The 18145-nt window shown below is 58.2% G+C and carries 15 protein-coding genes and 1 pseudogene; 8 read left to right on the plus strand and 8 right to left on the minus strand.

Annotated features, from left to right (window positions below; all coding sequences use genetic code 11):
* Positions 1-15 precede the first annotated feature (15 nt).
* From P0D84_RS18725 to P0D84_RS18730, 3 genes are all read left to right on the plus strand, one after another.
* Positions 16-1911: a PHP domain-containing protein gene (locus P0D84_RS18725; protein WP_459252207.1), complete on the plus strand. Its 1896-nt coding sequence runs from the start codon at positions 16-18 to the stop codon at positions 1909-1911.
* On the plus strand, positions 1799-2551 hold the full coding sequence (locus P0D84_RS49070; protein WP_459252214.1) for a helix-hairpin-helix domain-containing protein: 753 nt from the start codon (positions 1799-1801) through the stop codon (positions 2549-2551). Before P0D84_RS18725 ends, P0D84_RS49070 begins: the two co-directional genes overlap by 113 nt.
* A gap of 171 nt (positions 2552-2722) precedes the next feature.
* Positions 2723-4468, plus strand: coding sequence for an SIR2 family protein (locus P0D84_RS18730; RefSeq protein ID WP_408338768.1), 1746 nt, complete (start codon positions 2723-2725; stop codon positions 4466-4468).
* 91 nt (positions 4469-4559) lie between these two features.
* Here P0D84_RS18730 and P0D84_RS18735 read toward each other — a convergent pair whose 3' ends face one another.
* The 3 genes from P0D84_RS18735 to P0D84_RS18745 all read right to left on the minus strand — a co-directional run bounded on the left by P0D84_RS18735 (position 4560) and on the right by P0D84_RS18745 (position 7427).
* Entirely contained in the window at positions 4560-5264 is a 705-nt protein-coding gene (locus P0D84_RS18735) for a hypothetical protein (RefSeq protein WP_408338770.1), read from the minus strand.
* Positions 5265-5343: 79 nt separating this feature from the next.
* Positions 5344-5847, minus strand: a complete 504-nt coding sequence (locus tag P0D84_RS18740; RefSeq protein ID WP_408338772.1) for a hypothetical protein — start codon at positions 5845-5847, stop codon at positions 5344-5346.
* A 1004-nt stretch (positions 5848-6851) separates the two neighbouring features.
* Entirely contained in the window at positions 6852-7427 is a 576-nt protein-coding gene (locus P0D84_RS18745; protein ID WP_408338774.1) for a TetR/AcrR family transcriptional regulator, read from the minus strand.
* A gap of 198 nt (positions 7428-7625) precedes the next feature.
* Here P0D84_RS18745 and P0D84_RS18750 point away from each other — a divergent pair, with 198 nt between their 5' ends.
* The 5 genes from P0D84_RS18750 (at position 7626) to P0D84_RS18770 (ending at position 12692) form a co-directional block, all read left to right on the plus strand.
* On the plus strand, positions 7626-8330 hold the full coding sequence (locus P0D84_RS18750) for a glutathione S-transferase family protein (RefSeq protein WP_408338776.1): 705 nt from the start codon (positions 7626-7628) through the stop codon (positions 8328-8330).
* Between the two features lie 107 nt (positions 8331-8437).
* On the plus strand, positions 8438-9151 hold the full coding sequence (locus tag P0D84_RS18755) for a glutathione S-transferase family protein (RefSeq protein WP_408338778.1): 714 nt from the start codon (positions 8438-8440) through the stop codon (positions 9149-9151).
* Between the two features lie 272 nt (positions 9152-9423).
* Positions 9424-10773 carry an IS4 family transposase gene (locus P0D84_RS18760; RefSeq protein ID WP_459252212.1) on the plus strand — a complete coding sequence of 450 codons (1350 nt, stop codon included), beginning with the start codon at positions 9424-9426 and terminating at the stop codon, positions 10771-10773.
* 70 nt (positions 10774-10843) lie between these two features.
* Positions 10844-12313, plus strand: a complete 1470-nt coding sequence (locus P0D84_RS18765; RefSeq protein ID WP_408338780.1) for an NAD-dependent succinate-semialdehyde dehydrogenase — start codon at positions 10844-10846, stop codon at positions 12311-12313.
* A gap of 178 nt (positions 12314-12491) precedes the next feature.
* A complete protein-coding gene (locus P0D84_RS18770; RefSeq protein WP_408338782.1) occupies positions 12492-12692 on the plus strand; it encodes a hypothetical protein in 201 nt (66 codons plus the stop codon).
* On the opposite strand, the gene arsN2 is transcribed toward P0D84_RS18770, so the two are convergent.
* The 5 genes and pseudogenes from arsN2 to P0D84_RS18795 form a co-directional block, all read right to left on the minus strand.
* Positions 12689-13132, minus strand: a complete 444-nt coding sequence (gene arsN2, locus P0D84_RS18775) for an arsenic resistance N-acetyltransferase ArsN2 (protein ID WP_408338784.1) — start codon at positions 13130-13132, stop codon at positions 12689-12691. The two genes, P0D84_RS18770 and arsN2, sit on opposite strands and share 4 nt — an antisense overlap.
* Before the next feature lie 34 nt (positions 13133-13166).
* A pseudogene (locus P0D84_RS18780) lies at positions 13167-13448 on the minus strand (MFS transporter); the annotation flags it as partial.
* Positions 13418-15349 carry a sensor domain-containing diguanylate cyclase gene (locus tag P0D84_RS18785; protein ID WP_408338786.1) on the minus strand — a complete coding sequence of 644 codons (1932 nt, stop codon included), beginning with the start codon at positions 15347-15349 and terminating at the stop codon, positions 13418-13420. The pseudogene P0D84_RS18780 and the gene P0D84_RS18785, both read right to left, overlap by 31 nt.
* A gap of 406 nt (positions 15350-15755) precedes the next feature.
* A complete protein-coding gene (locus tag P0D84_RS18790; protein ID WP_408338788.1) occupies positions 15756-17048 on the minus strand; it encodes an MFS transporter in 1293 nt (430 codons plus the stop codon).
* A 118-nt stretch (positions 17049-17166) separates the two neighbouring features.
* A complete protein-coding gene (locus P0D84_RS18795) occupies positions 17167-18099 on the minus strand; it encodes a GntR family transcriptional regulator (protein ID WP_408338790.1) in 933 nt (310 codons plus the stop codon).
* Between the last annotated feature and the right edge of the window lie 46 nt (positions 18100-18145).

The following is an 18145-nucleotide window of genomic DNA, read 5'->3' on the forward strand; positions in this document are numbered from 1 at the left end:
GACTTTCCATCGTCAATGCTTCCAGATTATGCGGAGCTTTTTGCATTCACCAACTTCACGTTTCACCATGGCGCGTCGCACGGGGAAGAGCTGGTGCAACGTGCATCCCAGCTTGGATACTCGGGACTTGCGATAACCGACGAATGTTCGCTCGCCGGTGTCGTGCGCGCCCATGTCGAGGCGAAGAAAGAGAAGCTGCCGTTGGTCATCGGTTCGTATTTTCGGCTCGTGCATGCGGACCGGACACCAGCATTCGGCCTCATACTGCTGGCGCAGAACCGCGACGGCTACGGCAATCTCTCCGAGCTCATCACGCTGGGACGCATGCGCGCAACGAAGGGTGAATACCTGCTCACGCCGCACGACATCTCGAAGCCCGAGAAAGGCCACACACATCTCCGCGGCATGCCGAACTGCCTTGCCATACTGGTGCCGGACTTCCCCGCGAAAGAGGCCGTGCTCGCCGTCCAGCTCGAATGGATGAACGATGTATTCGCAGGTCGGGCATGGGTCGGACTCACCATGCACCAGCGCGCGATGGACGACATCCACCGCGGCATCGTCGAACATCTGGCTGACCGGTATCGCGTGCCGGTCGTGGCGACAGGGAATGTTGTCATGCACGTCCGCTCGCGCAAGCCGCTGCAGGACACGATGACGGCAATCCGGCTGCGCAAGACCGTTGCTGAATGCGGCTATGACCTCGCGCCTAATGCCGAAGGGCACCTGCGCTCGCGGTTCCGGCTGGGCAACCTGTATCCGACGCGCGCGCTGTACGAGACGCTCAACGTTCTCGAGCGATGCCAGTTCTCGCTCGACGAGCTTCGATATGAATATCCGGACGAGCTTGTGCCGGAGGGCTTCACGCACGAAGCGTATCTGCGCCAGGAGACGTACATCGGCGCGCACCGGCGCTATCCCGATGGCATTCCGCACAACGTGCAGGAGCAGATTGAGCATGAGCTGCAGCTCATTCGCGAACTGGAATACGAGGCGTACTTCCTCACGGTCTACGACATCGTGCGCTTCGCGCGCAGCCAGCACATCCTGTGTCAGGGGCGTGGGTCCGCTGCAAACAGTGCGGTCTGCTATTGCCTTGGGGTGACGGAAGTAGACCCCGCGCGCGGCAACATGCTGTTCGAGCGCTTCATCAGCAAGGAACGCGGCGAGCCGCCCGACATAGACGTGGACTTCGAGCACCAGCGTCGCGAGGAAGTCATCCAGTACATCTACCGGAAGTACGGGCGTGACCGGGCGGCCATTGCAGCGGCGGTATCCACATACCGACCGCGCGGCGCGCTGCGTGAAAGCGGAAAGGCGCTGGGCGTTGACCCGCAGATTGTGGATAAGGTCGCGAAGTCGCATCAGTGGTTTGACCACTCGGCCGACCTGCTCCAGCGCTTCGCAGAATCAGGACTCGACCCGGAGAATCCGCTCATCGGTCTATGGGCGAAGCTGGCTGCGCAGATTCTCAATTTTCCGCGCCATCTGTCGCAGCACTCTGGCGGCTTCGTCATCAGCCGGGGCAAGCTCACGCGCTTCGTGCCGGTCGAGAACGCCGCGATGGCGGACCGGTCTGCAATCCAGCGGGATAAGGACGACCTCGAAGCGCTCGGGTTCCCGGAGAGCCACGCGGCAAGCTTCGCGCTGCTGGTGTATGCGAGCAGCTGGCTGAAATGCCATGAGCCCGAGGCGTTCCTGGCCGCGATGCTCAACAGCATGCCGCTTGGGTTTTGCTCCGCATCGCAGCTCATCCAGGATGGGCAGCGTCATGGCGTGGCTGCCGGCGGACGTCACCATCAGCGGCTGGGATTCGGTCCTCGAGCGTCACGAATCGGCATCAAGGCCGGCGGTACGCCTCGGCCTGTCGCTGCTGAAAGGCATGAAGGACGGTGCTGCAGAGCGCATTGAAGCCGCGAGAGCCGTGAGGCAGTTCGCCAGCGTCAGTGACCTCGCGAGACGCGCGCAACTTGACCGAAAAGACCTTCATGTTCTGGCCGCCGCGAACTCTCTGTCATCGCTCGCTGGCAATCGCCGCGAGGCGCTCTGGGCGTCAGTGGCCGCGGTACCGGACCGCGGCATCCCCGCCGATGCGAGCGTCGACGACCAAACGCCGGCGCTCGGCACGCCGTCTGAAGGCGAAGACATCGTCGCCGACTATAAATCGATAAGCCTTACGCTCGGTCAGCATCCGCTTTCGCTGCTGCGTCCGGCGCTTCTCGGACAACGGCTTATGCCAGCGGCGACGCTCATGACCTACCGGAATGGCCGGCCCGCGCGTGCTTGTGGATTGGTGACGGTACGTCAGCGACCGGGGACCGCAAAGGGCGTGATGTTCGTTACCATCGAGGATGAGACGGGCAACGTGAACGTTATCATCTGGCCTTCGCTGCAGGAAAGGTTTCGGCAGGAAGCACTGGCCGCGTCATTGCTTGCGGTGTACGGAACATGGCAATGCGAGGGCGAAGTCCGACATCTGGTCGCTCAACGACTTGTCGATATGTCGCATCTGCTCGGCGGGCTTATGGCGGTCAGTCGCAACTTCTGCTGAATCCACCATTAAAAAAGCCTACGCATTCAGCTTTGTCTTTTTCTTTTGTCCGTCAACGTATCGTGGAACCAAGGTGGCATCGGCGAGGGGGAAAATGGTCAACCCGGAGAATGTGAGTTAAGGACGAAGCCCGGTAGACTACTTCCCTCAGGTCACCGTCAAGGAGTTGCTTTGCTCGACCCATCTATTTCACTTGCGTTCTCCATGCAGTCCAACAGAGGCGTGTATGCGCTTTTGCTCGGTTCGGGCCTGTCTCGCTCATCGAGAATTCCGACGGGTTGGGAAATCGTTCTCGAGCTCGTGAGGAAAGTCGCGCGGCTGGAAGGCGCCGATTGCGAACCCGACCCGGAGGCATGGTATGTCGAGCGGTTCGAGAAGCAACCCGATTACGGCGAGTTGCTCGATGCGATAGCGAGAACGCCTGATGAGCGACAGGCACTGTTGCGCAGCTACTTCGAACCGACTGACGATGAGCGGGACGACGGAGCCAAGATGCCAACGAAAGCTCACCGTGCCATTGCAAAACTCGTGCGCGGGGGCTACGTCCGCCTCATAGTGACGACCAATTTCGACCGTCTGACCGAGCGCGCGCTCGAAGACGAGGGTATTGCACCTATCGTTGTAAGTGGGCCCGACCAGTTGGCTGGCCTTCCGCCTTTTGCTCACCTGGGGTGCTGTGTGGTGAAAGTCCACGGCGACTACCTCGACACGCGCATCAGAAATACGCCGACCGAGCTCGAAGCATACGCGCCAGAGATGAACCGATTTCTCGACCGCGTATTCGACGAGTTCGGGATGTTGGTCTGCGGATGGTCGGCCGACTGGGATACAGCGCTGCGCGCATGCATTGAGCGAGCGCCGTCCCGTAGATATTCGATGTATTGGGCCGCAAGGGGCACCTTAGGTACATCAGCAGATGCATTGCTAACGCTGCGTGCAGGTCACTCGATTCCAATTCAGGGAGCTGATGAGTTCTTCGACGACCTGCAATCGAAAATCGAGTCAATCGAGGATTTCAACACACCGCACCCGCTGTCTGCCGCTGTCGCGGTCGCTTCTGTGAAGCGCTTCCTGCGCGACTCTTCGCATCGCATTCGGCTTGCCGACTTGCTTGACAGTCTCGGTCGCGCTTTGGCTGCAGAGTTACGCGACGGACCGTTTGCGGATGTTCATTCTCAGGTCAATCGGGAAAGTGTGACGCAGCGAGTGAGAACCTACGATTCGATGACAAGCACGCTAGTGTCTGTGGCTGCGGCGTGCGGACGTTGGGGTGACGCCAGTGCAATACGACAGTTGCGCCGTGTGCTCGACCGCATCTACGCTGTGCGACAAAACGGTGGGTTGAACGTATGGCTCAACTATCAGTGCTACCCTGCGGCGCTCATAGGCTATGCGGCTTTGCTGGGTGCGTCCCTTAGCGACAACTTGGCGGCAGTCGCCAAGATGTTCGAGAACGAGGTTCGCGGGATGAACCGAGGTACACCTCTCGCCCAAATATTGCCGCCGTTTTGTTTTCTCCAAGACCCCGAAGGATGGGGGCGGCTCTTGGAAGGAATGGACCGACGTCGAGCTCCGGTCAACAATTGGATGGAAGAGACGTTGTTCAATTTCATCGGGGATGAGTTCGTATCGAGGTCGGAATTCGAAGACCACTTTGATTGGGTCGAAATTGTGTTGGCTATTGCTTGCCGCCAGAGTCGAGCCACTACGCAGTCGAGAGATTGGTTTCCACCGGCCACATTCGGATACCGAAGCGCCGGACTGGAGTCGGTAACCGCTCGAATCAACACCTCGCTGGACGAATTGGATGAACATTCGCCTTATGTGCTTTCGGGCTTGTTTGGGGCTACGACACAAGAGTGTCGGGAGGCAGTTGTTGCCTTAAATCAATTCGTACCAAACCTTCGTTGGTGGTAGAGCGGCGTTGACAGCCTGAGTGCCAAAGAATGTTCCGTCCCGCCAAATCTGCGCGCTGGGCGGGATTACCGACGCTCCGATAAGCAACCGGTCAGTCGGGCAGGATTGCCCGCAGCTTCTCGCTGCCAGCAAGAATACGCCCCGGAATCCGGTACTCCTCGAAGGCTTGGGCAGGAGCGGCGTTGAAGATGATGTCTCGACGTCCACGAAGCCAAAGAGGACTGAGCGGAGACGGAATCATCGGCCGCTTGTCGACGCGAATAAACAAAAAGACTCCGCCTGCCAGCACGCGGAACATGTTGGCTCCGGTTATCTTGTCCCGGTCGTTCACGGGGGCGCGATACGCGAAAACCGAGCCATCGTCTCGGTGCAACCGTAACCTGAACAGCGCAACGTTAAGAAGAGGGGGAATTTCCGTAGATTCAAACACAACTTGTCGAAGTGGCTCCTGATACGGGCCTAGTTCAATGCGACCGAATTGAGCGGTCGTCAAACTGTACTTGTACAGAAGTCCTGCGCAGAAACGCAGGATGCTCGACGAATCGCCGTCTACCGTTCCATGCGCGCCATCCACCATGCCAATGGCGCGTTCGCGGATTGCGCGAAACGTCTTGATGGCCTCGTTCTCCCATTCGCCAAGAACCCCATCGCACCGGATGCACAGGATGTTGGGGTCAAAGGTTCCAGTTTGCACAGGTGAAGGAAAATCTGTTCTTCCTTCGACAAGGCCGGTGACAAAGCTCTTCCCCACCTTTACCTCTTCACACATGGATTTGGGAAGCAGGTGAGCTCGCATCGTCTTGGCGTTTCCGCAATTTTGGCAAGGCATGCGCTGTACGGCCTCTCTGTTGTTTTAAATTTGACGAACCCGACTTCTACCGCGATGGTTTAGCGAATGGGTTGACGGGGTAGACCTTCTCAGGCTCCTTAACGCGCTCAAGCATCTGGACCTTCGGCCAGTCCGCGACCATGGTCTCGAGCTCGCGCACAACGTTGGTTTCTAGTGGGTGTATTCCTGCGTCACCTTGGAAGTTGGCGCTGAACGATGCATGAAAGCGGTACTGGAAGAGTCCCGAGGCTTCGGCGATTCGCTCATAGGTATCTGAGTCTGTGTAGATAACTGACTCGGGCGAAAACGGGTCGTAGTAAATCAGGTGAGGGTCGTCAGTGTTGACGGCAACGAGTGGTTCATCGCAAACCAATAGCGACCCTATGAGCTGGATTGTGCCTTGCCCGCCCTTTGGCGACTTGAACACCCAGATTCGCTTGGGCCAGCGTGCAGCCTGCTCGGCCAGTTTCGGTCTCTTGGAAGCAAAGTATCCGACTTTGCGGTCTCGGAGGTCGGTTGCGAGCCGTTGCCAGTAGTAAAAGATGTCCATTCAGCGACGTTCGGTTGTTTAATTTGTTTGTCAAAAGCCTTCGATATTACCAACTGGGTGCAGGCTGCCGAATTGGCGCATGCCGGACGTCACAAGCAGGAGTATCGTTGCCTGATGGACGCCAACGCCGTGCCCAACTTTACTCACCAGACACGGCGAGCGACGCCAAGTGCTTTTAACGGAGGCAGCGATGAGCAAAGGAACAGGCAGCAGCCAAGGTGGCGCGCGCGGCAACTCGGGCGGTGCATCGAAGGGCTCGTCCAGCGGGGCCAAATCATCCGGGAGTGGCGCCCGGTCGGGAAGTGGCTCTTCCGGCGGTAACTGGCCGAGCACGACTGGAAATCCGTCGGGCGGTGGGCGTGGTAACGCTGCACCTCGCGGAAGTCGTTGACGGGCTGTTCGTCGAGGGTCGCATACGCGCATCGCCAGTCCGCCGAAATATTTTTTCTGGCAAATCTCCCCAGCACTCGGCGAGATTGGCGGGCACGGTCTCCAAACAGGAAATCATCACCCCTGTCGCGCGGTATACATACTGCTGCCCGTTCCTCGGTGCGGCCGCGTGACTGGTCGGACATCAACGGCAGCAGTCGCGGGACAGCCGGTACTGTGGGATAGCCTTGAGATACCGGACAGGGTGGCGAAGTTAGCGCCCTGAGGCGAACGGCTGACGGGCGACGCTGGCTCCGAGGGGCATCTCACGATGCTTGGAACGTGTCTGAAGGCCTCGCTCAAGATAAGGCGGGGCTCAACCTCACCAAGGGCATTCATAAAAACAAGAGATATACGCTAGAGCGAACTCTGAGACGTCGCAAGGTGCTGCATTAGCCAGATTGAAAGCACCATTGGCGAATGGCGTCGGACAGTCCGGAACCATTATTCTGGCGCATTTGCGCGACCGATGTCCGCGCCGGCCTCGGGCAACACCATTTCACGTTCAGATGCGGTTTTAGTGCATCCCGGAATGATTGGACTTGTCGCTTGTGGTGCGCAGGTCGAACAAGCCGCTAGCTTGGAAGAAGACCAGCTTTACGATAGTCCTCAACCAGCGAATCGTAGGCCGCTATATCAGCGCGGCCCCTCGCCATGAGTTGCGCGCCAGAAATGGCGGCGTAAATGGCGCGCGCGCGGCCTGCGCTTTCCTCGGGCTTCACCACCCCGGCGGCAACGAGCACTTTCGCCAGCCAACTGACGTTCACATCGGCGAACCTCTGAACTTCCTTCTTCACCATGTCCGGCAAGTCATCATATTCAGCGGCCATGAAGCTGCATAGACACATGCGATTATCGTTCTGCAGCGCCGTCCTGAATGTATCAGGGTATCCGCGCAAGCTGAGAATCGGGTCGCCGGTGGCAGACAGTCGCGCGTCGAGCATCACGGCAAACTGCTCCGCATAACGTTTAGCCACTTCGGCGCCCAGCTCGGCCTTTGTGGGGAAGTGGTGGTAGATGCTGGCGGCCTTGATGCCGACATCCGCCGCGATGTCTCGGAAGTTCAGCCCGCCGTACCCGTGCGCCCCCGCGACCTTTGTCGCGGCAGCAAGGATGTTCTCCCTCGAATTTGAACCGCCCTCAGTTTTCACCGGCGCTACCTCTTTTTGCAAAATGTGTTGACAGGCCCGATTCTATCTCATAAAGTCCATCCTACCAAGTGGCAGGTAGTCAATCTTGGTAGTGGGCATCCGGCAACGCGAGTTGCTTTTTTTGCACCGCAGCAGTCTACCAAGTGGCAGGTAGCCTACTTCGTAGAGATGAGTCCTAAAACCCTCGGGAGTCGCACCATGTCGTCCAAACTTCAAGTCTTCACTTCGCCCTCTGCCTTCCCCAACCCGCAGCGCCTGCGCCTCTTCATGTACGAGAAAGGTATCGCCGAGCAGTTCAACGAGACGATTTACGATATGACGCCGGTTGGCGAGCAGCGCGGCTGGCGGCACCTGAAGATGAATCCGTGGGGTGAAACGCCGACGCTCCAACTGGCCGACGGCAGCTTTATTTCCGAGACGGCCGCCGTGGTTCGCTATCTCGACCAGACTTTCCCGGGCCGGAAGATTATGGGCGAGACTCCACTGGAGCAAGGCCTCGACAACATGTGGGACAACCGCATCTGGGTTCACATCCTGTACCGAATCGTCACGGCCTTCCACGTGCTGCACACCGGACTCGGTTTCAAGCTTGAACTGACGAAGAACGAAGCATGGGGTGAACACAGCCGCAAGGAAGCACTGGCCCATGCGGCCCTGGTCAACCAACACCTGTCGGATGGGCGCGACTGGCTACTCGGCGGCGACGAACCCACCTTCGCCGACATCACGCTGGCCACCGCAATCGCGTTCTCCAAGTTCCCGGTGAACGCCACCCCGCTTGACGAGCGTTTTGAGTTCCTGGACGCGTACTGGAGACGCTGGCAACAACGCCCAAGCTTTAAGGCTGCCTATGCCGACCGTCAAAGCGGCATTCCAGAGCTCGACAATCCCGCAAACCTCTAAATCGATTTCGCACCAAGTCAGGTCACTTTTTTTCCGCAAATATTCTACCAAGTGATTGGTAGCCTGTTTGTGGAGACAGAATTCCCCTTAATTCTAGGAGCCATACCATGTCACCCACTTCTTCCAAACTTCGAGTCTTCACTTCGCCCTCTGCATTCCCCAATCCTCAGCGACTGCGGCTCTTCATGTACGAGAAAGGCATCGCCGAGCATTTCGACGAGACGATTTACGACATGACGCCGGTTGGCGAGCAGCGCGGCTGGCGTCACCTGAAGATGAATCCATGGGGCGAAACACCGACGCTCCAGCTGGCCGACGGCAGCTTTATTTCGGAGACGGCCGCCGTGGTTCGCTATCTCGACCAGACCTTCCCAGGCCGGAGGATTATGGGCGAGACCCCGCTGGAACAGGGCCTCGACAACATGTGGGATAACCGCATCTGGGTTCATATCCTCTATCGGATAGTTACGGCTTTCCACGTGCTGCACACCGGCCTCGGTTTCAAGCTCGAACTGACAAAAAACGAAGCATGGGGTGAACACAGCCGCAAGGAAGCACTCGCCCATGCGGCACTGGTCAACAAGCACCTCTCAGACGGGCGCGACTGGTTGCTCGGCGGTGAAGAACCCACCTTCGCAGACATCACGCTGGCAACTGCAATCGCGTTCTCCAAGTTCCCGGTGAACGCCACCCCGCTTGACGAGCGTTTCGAGTTTCTGGACGCGTACTGGAAGCGCTGGCAGCAACGCCCCAGCTTCAAGGCGGCCTACGCTGACCGTCAGAGTGGTATTCCGGAACTGGACAATCCACAACGAAAGTAAGGCAAACAGCTGGGAAGGAGCTCTCCGGGATAGCGGCAATAGTAAATAGAGTCAGCTTGTCCTGCTAAATCAGAGATGCTCCAACCAGCACGCGTCACGCGTATGCATGCACGATTTTTACAGCAAGATACCTCCTTCTAACCCATCGTCTTATACACAAGTCAGCCCTCCGCAACCGTAGGCCGGAACAAACCGTCGTCGGGCAATGAGATCGACGGGGGCTTGTAAACTTTCGGCGCATCGCGTTTACTCTCGCTTTTTGCGTGAACGCCTTGGCCCTGGAAGCACCGTGCTGGACGCAAACCGAATTTGCTGACCTCGACCTTGGCGACGCGCGCTTGAACAAGCGAGCGAGGACATTGATGGAACGATTGGCGGCCAAGCCGACGGCTGGCGTGCCGCAGGCGTGTCGGGGCTGGGGCGAGACGATGGCGGCGTACCGCTTCTTCGACAACGGCGAGGTCGAGTGGAGTGCGATTCTGGAACCGCACTGGCGGCAGACCGAGCAACGAATGGCCGCTCAGTCGGTCGTGTTGTGCCTGCAGGACACCACGGAACTGGATTTCAACGGCCGGCAGGCCGCGGGCCTTGGGCCACTGTCTTATGAGATGCAGCGCGGGATGTATTTGCATCCGACCTATGCGGTGACGCCTGAGCGGGTGCCGCTGGGTGTACTCGACGCATGGATGTGGGCGCGTGAGCCCAAGGACGCGCAGGGCCAGCGCGGCGGCCTCAAGGAAAGCCTGCGCTGGATCGAGGGTTACGAGCGCGTAGCGGAAACGGCATCGAGCCTGCCACACACGCGACTGGTGTACGTCGCTGATCGCGAGGCAGACATGCTCGCGCTGATGGTGCGGGCGCAGGAGTTGGGCACGCCGGCGGATTGGCTGATTCGCTCGACCCACGACCGCGCGCTGCCCGAGGGAGCCAAGCTATGGACAGCGACGACAGAAGGCACACCGCTGGGCGAGATTGCCTTCACGATGGGCTCGCGTCACGGCGTGAAGGCGCGCCAGGTGCGTCAGCACGTATGGTTGCGGCGCATCGAACTGCCGGCAGGCGTTGGTCAGAGCGTTGCGGCCACGTGTCTGGTGGCGCGTGAGTTTGATGCACCAGGCGGCGTCAAGCCGATCGAATGGCGCTTGCTGACCAACCGCGAAGCCACGACGTTGCAGGAAGCGATTGAACTGATCGACTGGTATCGGGCGCGCTGGGAAATCGAGATCTTGTTCAACGTGCTGAAGAACGGTTGCCGGGTCGAGGCGCTGCAACTGGGCGCGATCGAACGGCTCGAACGCGCGCTGGCGCTGTTTCTGGTCGTGGCTTGGCGAATCGTCCGTCTGATGCACATGGGTCGCAGTTGCCCCGATCTGGATGCCGAACTGTTCTTCGATGTCGATGAAATTCGTGGCGCGTATTTGCTGACCGACGTCAAGCAGCCGGACAAGCCCAAGCTCAACGAGGTGCTGCGCCTGATCGCGCGCCTGGGCGGATTCCTCGGCCGCAAGGGCGATGGCGAACCCGGCACGAAAGCTATTTGGCTGGGACTCAAAGAGGTTCATGTCGCTGCCAAGACATTGCAGAAGTTACGTGCCGGCGGTCACGCTGGAAATTGTGTATAAGCCGATGCTTCTAACCAGGGCATGGGGCTCCTCTCAGCCATGCTCCTGAATCCGAAAACGGATATACGCCATGAACACGTTCAAATTGAATGACATCAAGGTCGCTGGCTGGCTAAAGGAAGCGAACTACGTTGCTGGGAACTGGGTGGGTGCCGACGACGGCAGCACTTATGATGTAGAGGACCCGGCAACCGGAACACGCGTCGGTACCATTCCTTGGGTTTCCGGTGCTGAGACGGGCCGTGCTATCGATGCAGCACAAGAAGCCTTTCTCACCTGGTCAATGACGACGGCAGCCGAGCGGGCCGAGAAGCTTCAACGCATGGCGCAACTGGTACGAGACAATCTGGACATCCTCGCAACGATGCTGACGCTTGAGCAAGGGAAACCCCTCGCCGAAGCACGTGGAGAAATGAAGCTTGGTGCAGACTATATTCAGTGGTTCGCCGAAGAAGCGCGTCGCATCAATGGCGAAATCATCCCTTCGCCATGGAAAGACAGGCAGATTCTGGTGACGCGCGAGCCTGTCGGAGTAGTGGGTGCATTTTCACCGTGGAACTTCCCGTTCTCAATGCTCTCCCGCAAAGTTGCGCCGGCACTCGCTGCTGGTTGCACTATCGTCATCAAGCCATCGGAATTCACTCCATACTCTGGCCTGCTATACGCGGTACTGGCTGAAAGAGCTGGCATTCCAGCAGGCGTCGTGAATGTCGTCACGGGCGACGGCGCTGCGGTGGGCGGCGAACTCGCCCGAAATCCATTGGTTCGCAAGATAACGTTCACGGGCTCAACTCGCGTCGGAAAGCTGCTCTATAAGCAGTCTGCCGACAGCATGAAGAAACTGTCAATGGAGCTAGGCGGCAATGCGCCGACTATCGTTTTCGACGATGCCGACCTTGACCTCGCTGTCGAGACCGCTGTGGCAGGCAAATTCCGAAACAGTGGACAGACATGCGTATGCACGAACCGCTTCTACGTACAGGAAAGTATTTACGAAGAATTTGCGCGCCGGCTGACGGACCGCGTCAAGAAGCTGAAGGTCGATAATGGTTTGAAGGAGGGTGCCGAGCAGGGACCTCTCATCAACCTGGCTGCGGTTGAGAAAGTGGAATCGCAAGTCGAGGATGCCAAAGCGAAAGGTGGCCGCGTGTTGCTCGGCGGAAAGCGCCATGAGCTCGGCGCCACATTCTTTGAACCGACTGTCATCGCTGACGCGACCCCGGACATGTTGATTGCACGCGAGGAAACCTTTGGCCCAGTCGCTGCACTGTTCCGCTTCAAGGAAGAGCATGAAGCAGTCGAGGCGGCGAACTCGACGGAATTTGGTCTCGCCGCCTACTTTTATACTCGAGACCTTGCACGCACTTTCCGCGTGTCGCGGGCGATTCAAAGTGGCATGATTGGAATCAATGCCGGGGTCATTACGACAGCCGAAGCACCATTTGGTGGTGTGAAGGACAGTGGTCTCGGTCGAGAGGGCTCGGCGCACGGCATCGAAGAATACCTTAACTTGAAGTATCTCAGCCTCGCCGGTCTGTAAGCCGCCCAGACGTTTGTGCGAAGGCCGTGATGATGGTGAGCGCGCGCCAGAGCGGGCGTGCACTCACTGCCGTGCTGATGCTCTTTGTAGCGCCGTGCTTGCGCGACACCCGATGTTGGCGATGGCCGCCCGACACGCGTGAAATCGCGGTAGGAGTGGTAAAGGTGGCCTTCAACAAATGCAAACTGAGAAATATCGTGGATACACGCTGTGGGGTCATGCCATCCTGCAGCCGGCGCAATTTGCCGGAAGCGGCACAGTCACGCGCGACACCAAGGTCGTGGGGGTATCCGGGGTACTTGGCTCTTTCGATACGGATGAAGAAGCAGAACTGGTGGGCCTTTCATGGTGTCGCGCGTGGGTCGATGGGCACGGCTAGCGCGGACGTATGATTTTCCTCATGCAGACGGCACTCGCTGGACACAACTGTGTGAACTGCGTCGTTGCCTGCAAGTTCGCAGGTGCAGTGCTTCGTGCGACGTCCAGGTAGTCCTTTCGCCGGAAGAAGTCGGAGGTTGTAGTGGTGAGCAACCAAAGTTCCGAGATAGCTCTGTCTAGCGCAAGGCCTTCCGCGTGCGCCAAAAGCAGGCTTCCCAACGCCGCGTTGCGTGCTGTCTGCGCAACAGCCAGTGACCGCAGCAGCGCATTAGAGTCATACCTCTCCACCCCGACACTGCCGACGACGAAGCCACCGTCGCCTTCCGCCACGGCAAAGTCACACAACAGTTCATGGCTGATGTCGGACGCTGGCAGCGCATTCTCAGTAAGCAAGACGATTATGGCGTCGAGGTCTTCGGGTCTTGCGGCACGTATCTTCATGACGGATGTTCCGTGTTGAACTCAACAGGACGTTTCAGGCGGGACGAGTCGCCGAGTGACGACTAACCCTGACAGCCACGAAAAAGGCGATAGCGGACAGTATGGAGACGACGAACACCGTCCACTCGACGGGCTCATCGTGACGGGCGAAACTCCAGATACTCGCGGCCGCAATTGGCGCGATTCCTTTCGCGACGTTTGAGGGGAACGAAGGCATTCCACTCACCGCGCCGTATCCTTCTGTCCACATCAGGTCCTGCACGATGGTTCCCCGCAGGATTGTCATCATGCCATTCGCGGCGCCGTAACAAAGGGCGCGGCTATCGCGTCCTGCACTCTACCCACGCGGTTCCGCCCCATCCGCTTTGCCATGTATAAAGCTGAGTCCGCCAGTTCGAACAGCTCTGCTGCGTCCGATGGACGGCGCATTTCTCCCTGCGCCACGCCGATACTGAGTGTAACGACGCCCAGAGGGCTACCCCGGTGACCCAACCCCAATGATTCGACAGCGGCTCTGGTGAGCTCGGCCGTAGCCGCCGCTTCGGTCTGTTCACAGTTCTCAAGCACAATAACGAATTCCTCTCCGCCATAGCGTGCGACCAAATCGTGCTTCCGAAGTGTCGTTACAATGCACTGGCCGACAGTCTTCAGACACTCGTCACCAGCTTGGTGACCGTATTCATCGTTGAAATTTTTGAAGTAGTCGATGTCTGCGAACAGAACGGCAACCGGTCGAGCGGACGTCGCGTGCGCAGGCGAACTAAATAACTCTTCCACCTTGCTATCAAGGTAGCGGCGATTACGCAAGCCCGTGAGGCTGTCGATAAACGCCATGTCTCGAAGCTGCCGCTCCTCATTCAATCGCGTTTGCTCTGCAACGACTGCAGCGTCAACATCGCGGACTGCGAACGCGAGGGCCATGAGGCCACTTGGTATGCCGGAAGGAATTGCACTGATAAAGCTGCGCACCCAGATGTGGGTCTCGTCCGCTCGACGAAATCGGTACTGCGCCGATTCCTCTACGCCGATTTTCCACGCCTGCGCGAGTACCGCAGCAAGCTCCTTCCGGCCGTCCGGATGAACCAGTTCAAGCACCGACCGTCCCAGTAGCATGTCCGGTTCGTAACCGAGAACCACGCTCGCCCGCGGTGAAACATACTGGAATATTCCGTCCGCGGACAGCTCCATCAAAACCTCTTCTGACCGTTCGGCAAGGTTTCGAAATCGGCGTTGACCATCAGCCAGCGCGGATAGCAGCGTGTTTCGCTGTGTCTGCAAAACGGTGATTGGTAGCACTATGGACAGAGCCGCGACAGTGAACAACTGCAATGCTAGGATGCGGTCCTGCATCGTGGCAAACGGGAAAAGCCAAAGCGGCCCAGTGCCATGTATCGTGAGTGGGACCGAAACGGTAATGAATATCAGCGTACCTAGAAGCACTGTCGACAGTTCAGCCCGGAAAGCGAGGAGCGCGAGGGGCGGAAGCATCCAGTACAGGTCGTCGTATGTAGTCTTCGAAAAGATTACGGTCGCAACGATTCCTATCAACGCCAGAAGCGACGCCGACTTGATGCGGTTACCCGGTTGGAGCAGGGTTCTCCATTCCCCAGAAAGCATGACGAGCGTCACGGGCGTGAATATCAGGAACCCCAGAGCGTCGGATATCACCCAGTTCGAAAACGATGGAAATGGGTGGGTGGTAAAAATGCCTTGGAGCAGGATAACGGCAACCACACCAGAAAGCATCGAAGCAATAATGCAGGGTCCCACTACGAACCGGACAAATACTTTAGGCTGCAGGAGCTCTTTCGCCGATTTCACCCCCGGCAGCATGAGCGCCGCGGCACATGTTTCAACTACGCCTGCGGCTGTGAATGAAAACGCGACGTAGAGGCTCTCATCGCCCATCAAGTTTCCAAGCACGAGCCCTACCGAGGCGCCGGCAAGAAAAATGGGCTTGTAGCGTCGTCGAAGCAACATCATGTGGCCAAGGAGATAGCCGTCGACAATCCATATGGCAACAAGCTCACCCGCCATCGTTTTCAGTTGACCACTGATGACGAGAAGCACGAAGGCTGCTGCTAGGCCAACGAGGCCGACGCGGGTCAATTGCCAGAGTTCGTGGCGTGAAAACCGACGGCGCATCGCGTTGACATCAAGATTTGATTTGCCGGCGCGAGCTTTCTTGGCGAGCCCGCGCACTTCTACGTCAGCCATCTGTGCCGCCTTATATTTTCTTCTTTACGGTGGGTTCCTCGGACTTCGACATAACGGCGGAAAATCCCAAAACTTGAGCGTGCCAAGAGGACAATCCACACCGGATTGGAATTTGACGTTTGCGCGATGTGTCGGCCAAGACCCGTCAGACGGCTCTTTCGGCGAGTCATCTCGAACACAGTGCGCACACGTGCGTACGTGCAGCCGCGGCAGTTAGCTAAACTTCATGAGGTGGTGGTAGCAGTTGTACCCCGGCCACGCTCACATCTCAATGCAAATCCAACCGTTTATGCCAGGTGATGGACAGAAGTTCGAATATCGACTTACAAGAGGGACCGTTTGTCGGCCGAGCACGTTGCTGAGCCTCTGTCGCTCCCTGCACCGCGCCGGCGACAAACTGCCCAAATTACGTTGCAACTTGCGCGTTCGTTTCATCGCGTTCAGGAATCATCGGAGAACGTGTCATAGTCATTACCACTGTCGCACCGGCCAACAAAAGCAGACCAGCAATGCCGAAGGCCCAGTCGAAGCTGCCCGTCTCTGCGATGACGTATCCCGTCGCAATCGGCGCAATCATGCCAAAGATTTGCCCGCCAACCACGACGAATGCCATAGCCTTCGCGACATCACGTGAGCTCGGCAAGAGGTCATTCAGAAGCGCGAAATTAAGCGACGTGGTGGACGCAATTCCGGTAAGCGTGACGGAAAACACGACCAGCAAAACCAGAAGATTCGAGGTGAATGGAACGGTCAGGATTGTCGCGCCGGTCAACATTGCGAGCGCGACAGCATTACGACGACGTCCCGTGGCCACGCCCCCCTTTTTGAGATACCGGTCACTCAGTCGGCCCGCCACGATACAAAGAATCACAGATGCCGCGTAAGGGACGGCCGAGAAGAGCCCGGTGTGTGTGATGCTCAAGTGGCGCGTCGCCTGCAGATAACTGGGCAGCCAAGTCAGAAAAAGATATTGCGTATAGACATTGCAGCCTTGCGTAATAGCCAATCCCCACAGCGTCGGAGAGCGCATCAACGAGAGGAAACTCGATTGGCCATCCGAATGCGACGTCGCGGCCGCCGGCTTCGACTCGCGCTCATGAACAATTTTTTCGCGCTCTTCTGCTTTCAGCCACCGAACCTTCTCCGGTGCATCGAAGAACATGAGCCATGCCGCGAGCCACACAAAGCCAATCGCGCCCGCGATAACGAACGAAACTCGCCACCCGAAAAGCGCGATGAGCGAGCCCAGCAAAACTGAACAGATTGCCGGGCCGGCGTAGGAGCCGCTGTTGAACATGGACGTCACCATTCCTCGTTCGCTCGCGGGAATCCATTGGCGGATGACTTTCGCACCGACCGGGTTGCTCGTGGATTCACCTGCACCCATCACGAGGCGAGCGCACATCAGGCTGACGAATGACGTCGCAGTTCCCGTCAGCGCGGTAGCTGCTGACCACACGAAAATCCCAACCCCGGCCATGCGCTTTGTTCCGAGCCGGTCAATCAGGTAGCCCATCGGCAGGAGGAACAGCGCATAGCTCCAGATGAACGACGAAAACAGATAACCCAGCCCGACAGAAGACAGCTTGAACTCAGTCGCAATTGGCTTCGCTGCAATTGAGAGCGCGATACGGTCCATGTAATTAATCATGGACAAGCTAAACAGAAAAAGGGCTATCCAGCCTCGGCGATACGACATGCTCGTCTCCATGTTCCAGAGTCTCAGACACCCGATAAGGGGCGGCTCGGATTTTAGCGTTTTGTGACAACAAAACGCAGTTCATTGCAAAAAAATGCGGTCGAGGAGACCGCAATGGCTAACGTGCCTCAGGATGGGTTGTGAACACCTCCTGCGCGTGAACTTTGGCACGGCGCGCACCTTCGATGTGGTCGCGCAGCAGCGCCGCTGCGCGAAGCAGGTCGTTTTGAGCGATGGCGTCGAGAATAGCCAGATGCTCCAGCGCCTGTCCCTGCCGGGGCTTGCGAGCTTTCGCCTGCCGATACTCAACGAGGCGGCGAAGACGGTCCATGCGACGTACCGATTGCGCAATGAACCGGTTTCCCGACCACTTCGCAATGGTTTCATGGAACTCGCTGTTGGCTTCGAAGAGTTCGACTGAATTCATGGTCAGATAGCCACCGTCGGCAATGAACCGCTGGCGCCGCCGCAATTCATCCAGCTCCAGCCGATTCACGCTGAACGTCGGCGACAGTATCCCCGTCGGCTCAATGGCCGTACGAAACAGATAGCTTTCCTCGTACGCCTCAACCGAGTCAATCATCGGCATGAACTGCCAGCCGTGGCCGACCTGCCGCTCAAGCCAGCCTTCTTCCTGCATGCGCGAAAGTACGCGCCGAAGCTCGCTGCGCGAGACCTCGTACTGCCGCATCAGGTCGGCTTCTGTCACATCGTCGGAAAGCCGATGGGCAAGGCGGTCTTCCGCAATCTTCAGATATAGCGGGTCATCCGATTCGTTGAAGAAATGCTCGGCAACGTCGGTGACGTCGCGCGCGGGCTTCGCCATGAAGAACCCGCGATTCACGTCGTAGTAGACAACCCCCAGAGATACGAGGTGATGAAGGGCCACATTGACGGGCGTGCGCGAGGTGCCGATTTTCTCGGCAAGCACCGATTCTGCAAGCCGGTCGCCGTAAGCGAGGTCTTCACGCCGGGCGAGCGCGAGAATTTCACGCGCAACCCGGGTCTGCAACGGCGTAAGCGCAGAAGAGGATTCAGAGGATGCAGTCATATCTGTCGCGGGCAGCAATGGGCCATTCATGCTCGCCGGATGTGGC

Source organism: Paraburkholderia sp. RL17-337-BIB-A (assembly GCF_046025895.1).
GTDB lineage: Bacteria > Pseudomonadota > Gammaproteobacteria > Burkholderiales > Burkholderiaceae > Paraburkholderia > Paraburkholderia fungorum_C.